Consider the following 11730-nt stretch of genomic DNA (forward strand, 5'->3'; position numbering starts at 1 on the left):
CGTCACAGCACGTCCTCCGCGGTCACCGGGTCGGGCCGCTCCGCGACCCGGTCACCCGGCGGACCCCCGTGCGTCCAGGGCGTCTCCTCCGGCTCCGGCAGCCCGGGCCCGCCCCGCGGCGCGTGCTCGAAGACCGTCCAGCACATCAGATCGCCCTTCTCCGGCACCGTGCCCGGCGCCGGCTCCTTGCCCCGGCCCATCCCGCTGACCAGCCGCAGTACGAACTCCCCGGGCCCCGCCAGCTCCGCCAGCTCGGCCCGCTGCTGAGTGCCGGCGGGCAGCCGGCGGTGCAGCTTGTCCCCGTCGGACAGCAGCGGCGCGTCCGGGGTGTGCACCGTGACCAGCGGGCGGGGCGAGGGGCGCCTGCCGTCCGAGTACGCCATCTCGACCTCCAGCACCTCGGCCTGGAAGGCCTCGCCCGCCAGTCGCCGCACGGCCATCACCAGCGGGTCGTCCAGCGCCTCCTGCGCGTCCAGCTCCGCCTGCCGCTGCTCGCGCATGGCGAGCTTGCGGGCGGCCGTCACCGCGTCGTCCCGGCGCGGCTGCGGCGGCTCGCCGGCCCGCAGCCGGTCCCGGTGGTGGGTGTAGGACTGCCGGTCGCGGCGCCACCTGTCGGGCAGATGCGCGGCGTCGGGCAGCGTCCGCAGCAGGTCGACGCCCTGCCACATGGTCTCCCAGGTGGGGCTGAGCTGCCCCGCGACCAGGTCGTGCACCTCCTGGGCGGCGCCGGGCACCCCGCGGTCGTGCCGCGCGAGCGCCGGGGCCAGCAGCTCGTTGTCGAACGCCGGGTCGGTCGCCGGCCCGGCGGGCGGCACCAGGAGCTGCCCGCGCCCGTCCCGGCCCAGCTCGGCCCGGAGCGCCGCCTCGGCTGCGCCGAGCCCGTCCGGCGGCGCCAGCCAGGCCAGCAGCGCGCCCAGGTGCTGGTCCTCCAACTGGCTCTGCCCGGTGGCCCAGTGCCGGGACAGCAGCCCCGTCATCGGCAGCAGCAGCGAGGAACCCGGCACCCGGGCGCGCTCGCCGTAGTGCGTCAGCCAGCGCCCCAGCAGCGGCACCCGGGGCGGCGCCGGATGCTCGGTCTCCGGATCCTCCTCGGCGGTGCGCCGGAACCGCATCGAGCGCCCCAGCAGCCGCACGAAATCCACGCCGGGGCCGGTGGGCACCAGCAGCTGCGGCGCGTCGGCGCACAGCTCCGCCTCGACGGTGACCCGCTTTCCGGTCTCCGGGTCGGCTTCCTTGCGCTCGACCAGCTCCACCTCGTCCTGGCAGGACTCCAGATGCGGCAGCATCGCCTCCGCCAGCCGCCCCAGGAAGGCGAACCGCAGATCGCGGTCGCGCGGCTGCGCCACGGTGAACACCTCGGGCGCCGCCCGCTCGGTGCCCAGCATCACCCCCAGCGGCGCGCCGTTCTCACCTGCGGTCGTCAACGGGACGAGAACGAGGGGGCGTTCGGCCAGATGCCGGTGGCGTACGGTCGCCACCGGCCGCGCGCGGCCGCTCGCGGCGGCCTCCATCCGCGCCAGCGCGCTCAGCAGCGACATCAGCGCGCCTCCGTCCGCGGCGCGGCGGGCGCGGGTACCCGCCCGCCGGGGTCGGCAGCCGCTACACCGCCGCCGCACGCCTCGGACGCGCCCGCCGACTGCGCGGCCGACAGCGCCTCGGCCCGCAGCGCCGCCGCCCTGCGCAGCAGCGCCGCCGCCGGATCCGGCGCGGGGTCCGCCGGGTCACCGGAGGCCGCCGCGAGCACCTCCGTCACCGTCCCCAGGCCGCCCAGCTCGCCCCGTACCGAGCGGCCCAGCGCGACCACCTCGCCGCCCCGGCGGGCCCGCTCCCGGCAGTGGAACGCCAGCTCGCAGGTGGACAGGCACTCGGGTGCGTACGCGGCGGGCACCGCCTCGACGGCCGCCGCCAGTGCGCCGGGCTCCTGGGCCGGGGCGAAGTGGGCACCCGCGGGCAGTTCGGCGGCGATCTCCTCCAGCCCGGTCAGCCGCCTCAGCTGGCGCCGGGTGGCGGCGATCTGCTTGCGCAGCGGCAGCAGGCCGCCGGTGGGCAGGTTGGAGAAGTCCTTCGGGCACACCAGCAGCGCCTGCTCACGCACCGGGCGCAGGTCCTCCAGCGCAAGCGCGTAGACCGCCGCCTGCCGGGCCGCGGCGCCCGCCTTCACCGGATCGGCCGCTCCGTCCAGGATCGGGAAGGACTTGATCTCGATGATCGACACCGTGCCGTCCGGGTGGACGGCCAGCGCGTCCGGTTCCAGATAGGCGGTGGAGCCCGCCACCTGGAGCGAGAGCAGCGGGTGGTCCAGCAGCGCCCAGCTCCCGTCCTCCGCCGCGGCGAGCGCCTCGCGGGTGCGGAAGGCGCGGGAGGCCGGACCGTCGGCGCCCAGTTCCGGCACGGTGATCTCGGCCGGATCCGGTCGCTCCGCACCGAGGTGACTGCACAGCAGTTCGAGCAGCACCTGGCCGCCGTCCGCCTTCACCCGCGCCTCGAACGCGTTGCCGCGGACCAGTGCGAACTGCGACTGCCCGAACGGCGCGGGCGCGCCGAGGGCCTGGGCCACCGCGCTCTTGTCCACACCCGCGCCGTCCAGCAGCGCACGGCGCCGGCAGCCGGGGTTGGCGGCGAGCGCGGACAGTGCCCGCGCGTCCAGCGGGCGCTGCGGCACGTCGGGCCCGCCGCGCAGCTCGGCGAGCCGCTGCGGCGTGGCCTGCCGGCCCGTCGGTTCGGCGCCCTGCGGCGGGGTCTGCTTCGGTGGCGAGGAGCGAGTCATCGGCGTGACCTCGGGGGAGGGTGCGGTACCCGGCGAAGTCTCGCATCCTGCGCTGACAACGCGCCCCCGCCCGGTCGTTTCCGCGGGGACTGAGTGAAGATGGAGGGGTGGTTTCCGGACAGACCGGAGCACCGAGAAGCACGTCCGAGAGGTCTCCATGGCAGCGCGCATCCTCCTCGTCCGGCACGGTCAGACCGCATGGTCGGTGTCCGGGCAGCACACCGGCCGCACGGACGTCCCGCTGCTGGACGAGGGGCGCCGGATGGCGAAGCTGCTGGGCGAGCGGCTGCACCGGGTGCCCTGGAACGGGCTGCCCGATGCCGAGGTGCGCACCAGCCCGCTGGTGCGCGCCAGCGAGACCTGCGAGCTGGCGGGCTTCCCCCAGGCGCAGCCGTGGGACGCGCTGATGGAGTGGGACTACGGCGACTACGAGGGCCTCACCCCGCCGCAGATCCGGGAGCGCGCCGGGGATGACTGGTTCATCTGGCGGGACGGCGTGACCGGCGGCGAGACGCTGGCCGAGGTCGTAGCGCGCGCTGACGAGGTGGTGCGCTGGGCGCGCTCGGCCGACCGCGACGTGCTGGTCTTCGCGCACGGCCACATCCTGCGCGTGCTGGGGGCCCGCTGGCTGGGCTACGACCCGTCGTTCGCGGCCCGCCTCAAGCTGGACCCCGCCTCGCTCTCGATCCTCGGCTGGGCCTACGGCGATCCCGCCGTCGAGCGCTGGAACGACACCGGCCACCTGGACTGACCGACCCGCTGCGCCCGCTGTCCCCTCGGCTCCCGGGCCCGCGCGGAGCGCGCCGGGCCCGGGGCCCGGCGAGAGCGGGCGAGGGCGGGGGAGTGGTGGCGTTCCGCGGACGGTGCGCGGTGGCGGCTGCATGCGGCTCTGCGCGGTGCCGGCCACCGGCGGCGCCGCGCACCGCCCGGAGCCGGGCCGTCAGGCCGTCGCCGCCCGGCGGTCGAGGAAGGCGGCCACCGCGGGCTCCCCGCGGAAGGCGGTGAGCCGTTCGGCCGCCGCCTCCAGCATGGCGCTGATCCGGGTGGACTGGACGCGACCGAGGAAGTCCAGTACCTGCGATCCGGCGGCCGCCGCCTCCTCCGCCTGGCCCAGCGCGGCCAGATCGCCCGCGAGTTCGGCGGTGAACAGTGCGCGGTTGCGGGTGAAGTGCGGGTCCTGGAGCTGTACCGCCCGGGCGGCGTGCTCCGCGGCGCGGTCCCACATGCCCAGCGCCGACCAGCACTGCGCCTCCAGTCCCTCCAACTCCGCCTCTCCGAAGAAGGTCATCCACTCGGGGTCGCTCTCACAGGTGCCCTTGGCGAACAGGCGGCGGGCCCGGGCCAGCGCCTGTTGGCAGCCCGCCCGGTCGCCCAGGCCGGACCAGCCCCCGGCCTCGCGCAGCGCGAGCAGTGACAGCAGATGGTGCGAGCCGAGGCTCTCGGCGGCCTGCCGGCCCGCCTGCGCGGCGCGTACGGCCTCCCGTGGGCGGCCCGCGTCCCGGGCGAGGAAGGCGGTGTTGCAGAACGCGTGCGCCTCCAGCGCCGGGTCCTGGGCGACCCGCGCGGTGGCCAGGGCCTCCCCGTAGTGCGAGCGGGCGTCGCTGTAGCGGCCGGAGTCGTGGGCCAGCCAGCCCACGGAGATGGCCAGTTCGCCCGCCCCGGCGTGCAGCCTGTCGGTGATGGACTGGCGGTGGGTGCCCGCGTCCAGCATGCCGTACGCGGCCTGCAGCGAGCCGATGGCCCGGCGGTAGAGCCGGGTGCCGCCGTGCCGGTCGTCGAGCAGCCGGATCCGGCGCACGGCGTCCTCGACGGCACCGGCCTCGGCGTCCCCCACGTGCGCGTGCGCGGGGGCCGCCGGGGGTGCGGGGTGGGCCGCCCGGGCGCTGGGCGCGGTACCGCCCAGGGAGGTGGTGGCAAGGGCGGCGGGACCGCCGGTCATGAAAGCGCGACGTAGCACGTCGCTCTCCTCGTCGTACTCGGGACAGTTGAGGAATGCGGTGAAACCAGGGCTGTCGGAACGGATGGTGAATGGGGGGTGTGGCGAGTGGGTGGAATCGTTGCGGCGCGTGGTGGGTTGCAGAGGCGCACGCTCATTCATGTGCGCCCTGCGAGTGCGCGCTGCACGACCGCGCACCGCCTCGCGGGGTGCGAAGCCCATGTCCGTCAGCGAACAGCCCGGAAACATGTGCAGGAACACCCGCTCGTAGGCGTAGTTGGGGCATCTGATCTCCCCGGACTCCACGCGGCCGATGTAGCGCGCGTCGCAGGAGACCTGCTCGCCGATCTCGCGGGCCGCGCGGCGCACGGCCGCCGCGAACTCCCCCGGGGAGAGATGCCCCCTCAGCGCCCGGAAAGCGGTGTTGGGGCGATGCTGCGGTGCTGGTGACGTTGAGGGTGGCGACGCCATGGCTGAAACGTACCGGCTGTGACGGTGCGGGCACCCAGTGTTTGGCTACAAACGGGATATCTCACCCTGCTTCTGCCATGAAGTGCCATCCAATGCGCTGGTTCGCTGCCGTAGCCGTTGACAAAGACAGCCGTTGAACGTGGCACAACGACCGCGAGGAGGCGTCTGAGTTGTTGGACACTGGCGTAGGCAGTGACGCGCGGGCGGCCCGGTGCGTTCCCGGCCCCTGCGACCTGGTGACCGTGCCCGCCCGGCACGGGCTCGAGGCCGTGGACATCCTCAGGCTCCGCGACGGTGTCGGTCCGGTGCTGCACGACCGCGCCGGGGACACCCTCGGCTTCCTCGTCCCGCCCGGCACCGCGGACTGCTGGGACCTGCCGGGCAGCGCCTGCACCCGGACCGCCGTGCCGACAGCCGAGGGGTACGGACCCGGGGCGCGCGGCGCGTCGGGCGAGCCTCCGGTGGCCGGAACCGGCTGGCTGGTGCCCCCGGAGGGCGCCTACGCGCACGCCACCGAGCCCGCCGAACTCCGCGCCGCTCTCGGCGAGGCGGCCCGCACCATCGCCGCCGCCGGGCGCGGGTAGCGGCGCGCCGAAGGGCTGCCCAGCGCCCCGCCCCGGAACGCTCGGCAGCCCACTGTGCTCCGCGGGATCAGCGCCCGTAGGCGCCGCCGCGCAGTGCCCGGGTGCCGGCCGGGCAGACCAGCGTCACGCGCTTGCTGCCCGACAGGACGGGCGTGACGTAGCGGACCCGGTTCGAGCAGTCGACGAAGACCCGGTACGCCGACCCGGAGCAGGAGATCGCGAAGACCCGCCCGGAGAGGTAGGGGCTCCAGCAGCGCAGGGAGGCCCGCGCCGGAGGCAGGGCCTGGCCGAATCGGCCGGCCGGCGACGCCTTGCCGGTCCGGGTCCCGCCGGTCTTGAGGTCCTTGCTCGTGTAGTCGGCGTTCGCCGCCACCCCGGGTGCCGGAGCACCGGCCGCGGGGGCGCCGGGCGCGATGGCGGCGGGTGCCGCGGCCGCCGCGGCGGGTGCCACCGCGCCGCCGATTCCGAGCGCGAGTACCGCGCTCATGCCCAGCGAAGCCAGGGAATTCCGAACTTTCATTCCTTTCCTCTTTTCTCAGTCGCACGGCTGACAGAGCCGATCGCTCGATTTCGGAGCGACAAAAGAGAGAATCAAGGACGGTCAAAGGTGAAAGCAAGAATTCCGCACTTTTCGTATTGTCGTCATCCGGCGGGAGTTGGGCCGCCGCACCCTACGGGACGAGGGGGAACGATCCCGGACAGGCGCGCGACACCATCGGGAAAACGCTCGTGTGGGTTACCTGGGAAGAGTGTCGGACAATGGCTGCATGGCACGGGGTACGGCACGGCGGCGCGCCGACGAGCGCGGCAGGGCGGGCGACAAGGGGCATGCCGGACAGCGCTCCGGACAGCGCTCCGAACCGCGGGGCAGGGAGCGGGGCGGCGACGTCGTCCGCGCGCAGGTGGACGGCGGGGCGGCGGCGCTGGTGCCCGACCCCGACCGGCCGCACGCCTGGTCCCTGCTGCTGGACGGGGCCCCGCAGTCGTACGTCGACCTCGCCGACCCCACCCACCTCGGCTTCGAGTACCAGAGGAGGCTCGGGCACGTGGTGGACCTCCTCGCGCCGCCCGGCCGCCCGGTCCAGGTGCTGCACCTGGGAGGCGGGGCGCTCACGCTGGCGCGGTACACCGCCGCCACCCGGCCGCGCTCCATCCAGCAGGCTGTGGAGGTGGACGAGGCGCTGACCCGGCTGGTGCGCGAGCACCTTCCGCTGGAGCCGGGCCGGCGTATCCGGGTGCGGAGCGGCGACGCGCGCGCCGCCCTGCGGAAGCTGCCCGAGGCGTGGGCGGATCTCGTCATCGCCGACGTCTTCGGCGGCGCCCGCACCCCCGCGCACCTCACCAGCGTGGAATTCCTGCACGAGGTGCGGAGGGTGCTGCGCCCCGCCGGGTGGTACGCGGCGAACATCGTGGATGGTGCACCGCTGCGCCACCTGCGGGCCCAGATCGCCACGGCGGCTGCCGTCTTCCCGCAGCGCTGCCTGCTCGCCGATCCCGCGGTGCTGCGTGGCCGCAGGTTCGGCAACGGGGTGCTGCTGGCCGCCGCGGACGAGTTGCCCGTCGCCGAACTGACCCGGCGCACGGCGGGCGATCCGCACCCCGGCCGGGTGGAGGCCGGGCGCTCCCTGGACGCCTTCACCGCCGGTGCCGCGGTGGTGACCGACGCGACGGCAACGGCGTCCCCGCCACCGCCGGAGGGCACCTTCGGGTAGCGGGTGCGCCGGTACGCCGGTACGCCGGTACCCGAATCCCGCGGCCTCCCGTTGCCGCCCGGAGCGAGGGCGCGAAAAGGGGCGCACGAGGTGCGCGGAGGTGGGAGGAGCGAAGCCGGAACCTGCGGCCGAACCGGCGATCCGAACCCGTGGGGTGATCCGCGGGCAAATCCGAGCCCCGGTCGAAGGGAAAACCCGAACCCGGTACCCGAAACCGGAAACCCGAAACCCGGACCCTCGAAAGCTGAAACGTCCACCTCACCCGAAAAGTGAAATGCCAAATTCCGGTATTCCCGGTCCAACGGCGGCCCGGGCTCGCCGTTGCCGCGGACGGTCAGCCCGCGAAAGTCTCCACGCGGGGCGCCGCCTCGTCCCAGCGGCAGAAGACCGAGGAGGACGAGGCGCCGTCGGTGAACGTCACCCGGATGTAGCCCGGCGCGTGCCAGACCTTCATCTGCCAGCCGGGATCCGGTGTCGCGGACACCAGCGTCCCGGTGCCGCCGCTGAGGTCGAAGACAGCTCTGCCGCCGCGTACGGTCACGCCTCTGACCTGGCCGGCGGGGCGCCTGCTCGGGCTGCGCGGGCCGTCGTCCGGGTGGGAGGCGGAGGCGGAGGGCGCGTGGGTGCTCGGCTTCTTCGGGGCGGGGGTTTCGGAGGGGGTGGGCGAAGCGGACGAGGGGCGCGGCTCGGGCCGGTGGGTGGAGGAGGCCCGGGGCGAGGCGCGGCCGGTGGGCCCGTCGGAGACGGGTAGTGCCCCGGGACTGTCGTAGGCGGTGTCGCCCAGCACCGCGTGGACACCGAACCAGGAGAGCGCGGTGGCGGCGCCGGTGGTCAGGAGCCAGGCACCGACGGGTAGCCAGCGCGATCCGGTACGTCGACTCAGGCGCTGCATCCCCGTCAGGGTAGAGCCAGTCGGAATGTCGTACGGTTCCGCCCATGGCAAGTGTGCTCGTGGTCGAGGACGACCAGTTCGTGCGCTCCGCCCTCATCCGGCACCTCACCGAGGCCGCGCACGCGGTCCGCAGCGTGGGGACGGCGCTGGAGGCCCTGCGCGAGGTGGCGCAGGTCGGTTTCGACGTGGTCGTCCTCGATCTCGGACTGCCGGATCTGGACGGCGCGGAGGCCCTGAAGATGCTGCGCGGCATCACGGATGTGCCCGTCATCATCGCCACCGCGCGGGACGACGAGGCCGAGATCGTCCGGCTGCTGCACGCGGGCGCGGACGACTACTTGGTCAAGCCGTTCTCGGTGGCCCATCTCTCGGCCCGGATGGCGGCCGTGCTGCGCCGCACCCGCGCGGGGGAGTTCGGCGGCAGCGGGGAGAGCGCCGGGGACGGTGTGCTGCGGGTGGGCGGGCTCGTGGTCGATCCGCTGCGCAGGATGGCCCAGTTGGACGGCGCGGTACTCGCCCTCACCCGCCGGGAGTTCGACCTGCTCGCGTTCCTGGCGGGGCGGCCCGGAGTCGTCGTCCCGCGCAAGGAGTTGCTGGCCGAGGTGTGGCAGCAGTCCTACGGGGACGACCAGACGATCGACGTGCACCTCTCCTGGCTGCGGCGGAAGTTGGGGGAGACGGCGGCCCGGCCGCGCTATCTGCACACGCTGCGCGGTGTCGGCGTCAAGCTGGAACCGCCGCAGGGCGGGGACGGACCCGGGTGAGCGGCGGGCCCGCGTGAGATGGGCGTTGGTGAAGGTCTGCCTCGCCGTGACGGTGATGGTGGTGGTGGCCTTCGCGGTGCCGCTGGCGCTGGTGGTCGAGGAGACCGCCCGCGACCGCGCCTTCGCGGGAGCCGAGCGGCAGGCGTCGGCGGTCGGTCCGGTGCTGGCCCTCACCCGCGACCGCCGCGCGCTCCAGCGCGCCGTCGCCATCACCCAGGCGGGGGCCGAGGGCCGGATCGCGGTGCACGTACCGGCCGGGACCGCCGGGTCCGATGCCGCGGGCGGCACCTCCGGAGGCGGCGGGGAGGCGCTGCGCGTCGGACGCAGCCGTGCGCCACAGGACCGGCTGACCGCCGCGCGGCGGCTCGGCCGCGCCTCCACCGTCGAGGTCGAGGGCGGGTACGCGCTGCTGCGGCCCATCGCCGTGGCGGGCGGGGAGGTCGCGGTCGTCGAGGTGTTCGTCCCCGACGACGAGGTCACCCGGGGCGTGGCCACCTCCTGGATGATGCTCGCCGGGGTCGGCGTCGCACTGGTGCTCGGTTCGGTCGCGGTCGCCGACCGGCTCGGCACCCGGATGGTACGGCCCGCCGAGCGGCTCGCCGGAGCCGCGCACGACCTGGGCGAAGGCGCCCTGGACGTGCGGGTGCCCGAGGAGGGGCCGACCGAACTGCGGTCGGCCGCGGCGGCCTTCAACTCCATGGCCGACCAGGTCGTCCAGCTGCTGGCCAACGAGCGCGAGTTGGCTGCCGACCTCTCCCACCGGTTGCGCACCCCGCTGACCGTGCTGCGGCTCAACGCCGCCTCGCTCGGCGAGGGCGACACCGCCGACCAGACGCGGGCCGCCGTCGCGCAGTTGGAGGCGGAGGTCGACCGGATCATCGGGGCGGCCCGCGAACAGCGCGCCCAGTCGCCGGGCACGCCGCACGCGGTCGCCTCGGACGCGGCCGAGGTGATCCGCGAACGGATGGCCTTCTGGTCGGCGCTGGCCGAGGACGAGGGGCGGGAGGCGCGCGTCGCGGGGGCCGAGCGCCCGGTACGGGTGCCGGTGGCCCGCGCTGAACTCGCCGCGGCGGTGGACGCGCTGCTGGGCAACGTCTTCCGGCACACCGCCGAGGGGACCGCCTTCTCCGTCGACCTGCACAGCGGCGGCCCCGGCAGCGACGCCGTCATCGTGCTGGTCTCGGACGCCGGTCCCGGCATCCCCGACCCGGAGGCGGCGCTGCGCCGCGGCCACGGCGACGGCGGCCCGGGCTCGACGGGGCTCGGACTGGACATCGTGCGCCGCGTCGCAGAGTCCACCGGCGGCGACGTACGGGTGGGTCGCTCGGTGCTCGGCGGCACCGAGGTGCGGATGTGGCTCGCGTTGCGCAACGGCGCCGGGCAGCGCTCTCGCACGAGCCGCCGGGTGCGCCGTCGGCTCCGGCGCCCGGCCCGCCGCTGAGCCGGGGCGTGCGCGGGAGCCGCCGCCCGCGTGCGCCGACCCCGGTGGGTGCCGACGCCGGTGTGTGCCGACCCCCGGTGTGCGCCGAGCGCGAGGACGTGTGCGTGGAGGCGCGTGCGCGGAGGCCGAACCGCGCGTGCGCGAGGCAAGGCGCGACGTGCGCCAGGTTGCGGTGCGCGGGTGGTGGAGACCCCGGCTCCTGTGCGCCGCCGGGGCGGAGGGCGAGGACCGGGGGAGGGTGGGGGTGCACCGCATCCGCCGGAAGGAGAGCTGGACTCCATGAGCAGTGACGCACTCGCCGAAGGGCCCACCGAGGACCCCGCTGTCAACGCCTACCTGGCCGCCTTCGCCGACCGTGACGTGGACCGGCTGCTGGGTCTGGTGGCCCAGGAGGCCGTCTGGATCATTCCTGGTGATGCGCAGATCGTGCCCTGGGTGGGGACGCACCGCGGGCGGGAGACGCTGCGGTACGGGTACTACGCCCCGCTGTTCGAGGCCGTCGAGCCGCTGGCGTTCGACGTGCTGCACAGCCACGCCGCCGCCGGCGCGGTCTTCGTCAACGGCCGCTTCACCTTCCGTTTCCACCCCTCGCAAGAGGTGCTGGAGGACGAGCTCGTCGTCCGGTTCACGACCGCGGACGGACTGATCACCTCGTTCCGCATCTACGAGGACTCCCTCGCCGTCGCCCGCGCCTACACCGGTGACCCCGGCCTGGGCCTGGTCTGACCCGGTCGCCCGGAGGGCCGCAGACGGCGAACGCCGCCGGGCCCGGGACGCGTGGGTCCGGACCCGGCGGCGCTGTGCGTCCGCCGTCGCTTACTTAGCGATGCACTTGTTGCCCAGGGCCGGGTTCAGCAGCCCGATGACGTTGACGGAGTTGCCACACACCTGGACGGGGATGTGGACCGGAACCTGGACGACGTTGCCGCTGAGCACACCCGGCGAGTTGGCGGCGCCGCCCTGGGCGCCGGCGTCGGCGGCCGCTGCGGAGGCCCCGCCCAGGACGAGGGCGGCGGCGCAGGCGGCGGTGGTCACGTGACGAAGCATGGTGTTCTTCCTCCAGGAGACAGACAACTTGCGCACTATCCAGGCACAGCGACCCGGGCCAGGTCGTTGTGACTTTCCGACCAGCGCCCACCGTCACTCCACGGAGTGGTGGAACC

12 protein-coding genes are annotated in these 11730 nt (G+C 74.9%); 6 read left to right on the plus strand and 6 right to left on the minus strand.

What is annotated here, in order from left to right; all coding sequences use genetic code 11:
* Positions 1–2: 2 nt before the first annotated feature.
* Together ACFYNS_RS18110 and ACFYNS_RS18115 are read right to left on the minus strand one after the other, a co-directional pair.
* Entirely contained in the window at positions 3–1538 is a 1536-nt protein-coding gene (locus tag ACFYNS_RS18110; protein ID WP_388603786.1) for a hypothetical protein, read from the minus strand.
* Positions 1538–2767, minus strand: a complete 1230-nt coding sequence (locus ACFYNS_RS18115) for a hypothetical protein (RefSeq protein ID WP_388603788.1) — start codon at positions 2765–2767, stop codon at positions 1538–1540. The genes ACFYNS_RS18110 and ACFYNS_RS18115 overlap by 1 nt, the downstream gene beginning before the upstream one ends.
* 157 nt (positions 2768–2924) lie before the next feature.
* Between ACFYNS_RS18115 and ACFYNS_RS18120 the strand changes: the two genes are divergently transcribed.
* Positions 2925–3518 carry a histidine phosphatase family protein gene (locus ACFYNS_RS18120; RefSeq protein ID WP_388603790.1) on the plus strand — a complete coding sequence of 198 codons (594 nt, stop codon included), beginning with the start codon at positions 2925–2927 and terminating at the stop codon, positions 3516–3518.
* A gap of 189 nt (positions 3519–3707) precedes the next feature.
* On the opposite strand, the gene ACFYNS_RS18125 is transcribed toward ACFYNS_RS18120, so the two are convergent.
* On the minus strand, positions 3708–5174 hold the full coding sequence (locus tag ACFYNS_RS18125; RefSeq protein ID WP_388603792.1) for a tetratricopeptide repeat protein: 1467 nt from the start codon (positions 5172–5174) through the stop codon (positions 3708–3710).
* A 170-nt stretch (positions 5175–5344) separates the two neighbouring features.
* Here ACFYNS_RS18125 and ACFYNS_RS18130 point away from each other — a divergent pair, with 170 nt between their 5' ends.
* Positions 5345–5758, plus strand: a complete 414-nt coding sequence (locus tag ACFYNS_RS18130) for a hypothetical protein (RefSeq protein WP_388603793.1) — start codon at positions 5345–5347, stop codon at positions 5756–5758.
* Positions 5759–5825: 67 nt separating this feature from the next.
* Here ACFYNS_RS18130 and ACFYNS_RS18135 read toward each other — a convergent pair whose 3' ends face one another.
* The gene (locus ACFYNS_RS18135; RefSeq protein ID WP_388603795.1) at positions 5826–6278 is read right to left on the minus strand and encodes a hypothetical protein; all 453 of its coding nucleotides are present in this window, start codon (positions 6276–6278) and stop codon (positions 5826–5828) included.
* A gap of 247 nt (positions 6279–6525) precedes the next feature.
* On the opposite strand from ACFYNS_RS18135, the gene ACFYNS_RS18140 reads away from it, so the two are divergent.
* Positions 6526–7470, plus strand: a complete 945-nt coding sequence (locus ACFYNS_RS18140; RefSeq protein ID WP_388603798.1) for a spermidine synthase — start codon at positions 6526–6528, stop codon at positions 7468–7470.
* Positions 7471–7804: 334 nt separating this feature from the next.
* On the opposite strand, the gene ACFYNS_RS18145 is transcribed toward ACFYNS_RS18140, so the two are convergent.
* Entirely contained in the window at positions 7805–8362 is a 558-nt protein-coding gene (locus ACFYNS_RS18145; protein ID WP_360299610.1) for a hypothetical protein, read from the minus strand.
* Between the two features lie 44 nt (positions 8363–8406).
* Between ACFYNS_RS18145 and ACFYNS_RS18150 the strand changes: the two genes are divergently transcribed.
* The 3 genes from ACFYNS_RS18150 to ACFYNS_RS18160 all read left to right on the plus strand — a co-directional run bounded on the left by ACFYNS_RS18150 (position 8407) and on the right by ACFYNS_RS18160 (position 11293).
* Entirely contained in the window at positions 8407–9126 is a 720-nt protein-coding gene (locus ACFYNS_RS18150) for a response regulator transcription factor (RefSeq protein WP_360299613.1), read from the plus strand.
* Between the two features lie 13 nt (positions 9127–9139).
* The gene (locus ACFYNS_RS18155; RefSeq protein WP_388603800.1) at positions 9140–10567 is read left to right on the plus strand and encodes a sensor histidine kinase; all 1428 of its coding nucleotides are present in this window, start codon (positions 9140–9142) and stop codon (positions 10565–10567) included.
* A gap of 279 nt (positions 10568–10846) precedes the next feature.
* Positions 10847–11293 carry a nuclear transport factor 2 family protein gene (locus ACFYNS_RS18160; protein WP_360299619.1) on the plus strand — a complete coding sequence of 149 codons (447 nt, stop codon included), beginning with the start codon at positions 10847–10849 and terminating at the stop codon, positions 11291–11293.
* Between the two features lie 90 nt (positions 11294–11383).
* Here ACFYNS_RS18160 and ACFYNS_RS18165 read toward each other — a convergent pair whose 3' ends face one another.
* On the minus strand, positions 11384–11614 hold the full coding sequence (locus ACFYNS_RS18165; protein WP_026004704.1) for a chaplin: 231 nt from the start codon (positions 11612–11614) through the stop codon (positions 11384–11386).
* Positions 11615–11730: the final 116 nt, after the last annotated feature.

This window comes from Streptomyces sp. NPDC006925, from assembly GCF_042869575.1.
In the GTDB taxonomy this organism is placed as follows: Bacteria; Actinomycetota; Actinomycetes; order Streptomycetales; family Streptomycetaceae; genus Streptomyces.

Excerpts from the sequence above, each read along its gene's own strand:
- ACFYNS_RS18110 (WP_388603786.1), bottom strand. The coding sequence starts at position 1,538 with ATGTCGCTGCTGAGCGCGCTGGCGCGGATGGAGGCCGCCGCGAGCGGC.
- ACFYNS_RS18115 (WP_388603788.1), bottom strand. The coding sequence starts at position 2,767 with ATGACTCGCTCCTCGCCACCGAAGCAGACCCCGCCGCAGGGCGCCGAA.
- ACFYNS_RS18120 (WP_388603790.1), top strand. The coding sequence starts at position 2,925 with ATGGCAGCGCGCATCCTCCTCGTCCGGCACGGTCAGACCGCATGGTCG.
- ACFYNS_RS18125 (WP_388603792.1), bottom strand. The coding sequence starts at position 5,174 with ATGGCGTCGCCACCCTCAACGTCACCAGCACCGCAGCATCGCCCCAAC.
- ACFYNS_RS18135 (WP_388603795.1), bottom strand. The coding sequence starts at position 6,278 with ATGAAAGTTCGGAATTCCCTGGCTTCGCTGGGCATGAGCGCGGTACTC.
- ACFYNS_RS18140 (WP_388603798.1), top strand. The coding sequence starts at position 6,526 with ATGGCACGGGGTACGGCACGGCGGCGCGCCGACGAGCGCGGCAGGGCG.
- ACFYNS_RS18145 (WP_360299610.1), bottom strand. The coding sequence starts at position 8,362 with ATGCAGCGCCTGAGTCGACGTACCGGATCGCGCTGGCTACCCGTCGGT.
- ACFYNS_RS18150 (WP_360299613.1), top strand. The coding sequence starts at position 8,407 with ATGGCAAGTGTGCTCGTGGTCGAGGACGACCAGTTCGTGCGCTCCGCC.
- ACFYNS_RS18160 (WP_360299619.1), top strand. The coding sequence starts at position 10,847 with ATGAGCAGTGACGCACTCGCCGAAGGGCCCACCGAGGACCCCGCTGTC.
- ACFYNS_RS18165 (WP_026004704.1), bottom strand. The coding sequence starts at position 11,614 with ATGCTTCGTCACGTGACCACCGCCGCCTGCGCCGCCGCCCTCGTCCTG.